The organism is Paenibacillus sp. AR247 (genome assembly GCF_002968895.1).
Lineage (GTDB): Bacteria > Bacillota > Bacilli > Paenibacillales > Paenibacillaceae > Paenibacillus_AQ > Paenibacillus_AQ favisporus.
The window spans coordinates 1-1,048 of the sequence record NZ_PCZT01000094.1 but is presented as its reverse complement, the minus strand read 5'-3'; the positions used below and the strand labels follow the sequence as shown (position 1 = coordinate 1,048).

The 1,048-nt window shown below is 53.6% G+C and carries 1 protein-coding gene; it reads left to right on the top strand.

Annotated features, from left to right (window positions below; all coding sequences use genetic code 11):
* On the top strand, positions 1–1,048 hold a 1,048-nt coding region (locus CPT76_RS36230; RefSeq protein WP_146116582.1), incomplete at both ends, for a polyketide synthase dehydratase domain-containing protein.

The following is a 1,048-nucleotide window of genomic DNA, read 5'->3' as shown; positions in this document are numbered from 1 at the left end:
ACGCTCCGCAATGAACTTCATATCGAAATGGACGAATCCGAATGGGGCCAGCGAAGCACGGTTTCTTCCGTCACAGACTACCTGATAAACGAGTATGCTGAGCAAATTCAGGATAGATATGGGGATGCCGGGCTTGTTGGTGATGCGATGTTGGAGGTCCATACGGATCAGGACAACGTTTACCTGAAGGATCTCGCCTATACGCTGCAGGTCGGACGGGTCTCCTTAGAGGAGCGGATTCTGTTCGTCGTTGACACGGTTGATGAACTTATTCAAAGTCTTCGGGCGTTTCTGGATGGGGACGAAGCGTGGCCGGGCATATTCAGGGGGCAAGCGAAATCAATTTCATCAGGTCCGGAAGCGTTCCGAAAGGAGGATGTCCGTTTATGGGAGCAAACCGGGGATATCGAACGCTTGGCAAACGCTTGGGTTCTCGGAACAGCTGTCGATTGGGCTGCGGTCCATGGGAACGACAAGCCTAACCGAATCAGCCTCCCTACGTACCCTTTTGCCAAGGAAAGATACTGGATCCCGGCGGACATGACGGTTACGCCGGGTCCTCGGCAAACGATCCCGGTCACCAATACGATCACCCCCATTCATCCGCTGCTGCATATGAATGTGTCTGTTTTCGGAGAGCAGCGGTTTGAGACACGGCTGTCGGGCGCGGAATTTTTTCTGACAGACCACAAGGTGCAAGGCAGCAAAGTTCTTCCCGGCGTCGCTTATCTGGAGATGGCACGGGCAGCTACGCTGCATTCCCTTGGGCGCTCAGCCCAAAAGGAAGCTTCTCAAGGGATGCGGCTGAAAAACATCGCGTGGATTCGGCCATTTGTTGCGGACGATTCGGAAAACAAGCTGACCATCCGGTTGTTCGAGGATCACGGCGGCCGCATTTCTTTTGAAATCTATAGTAACAGCGAGGGAGAGGGACGAATCATCCATAGTTCCGGGCAAGCGGAAACGGATGAATCTGTGGCGAGTCCGCCTGCGCTGAACTTGGATCGGATCTTACAGGTTTGCAGAGACCAATCGCTTTCTTCTTCCA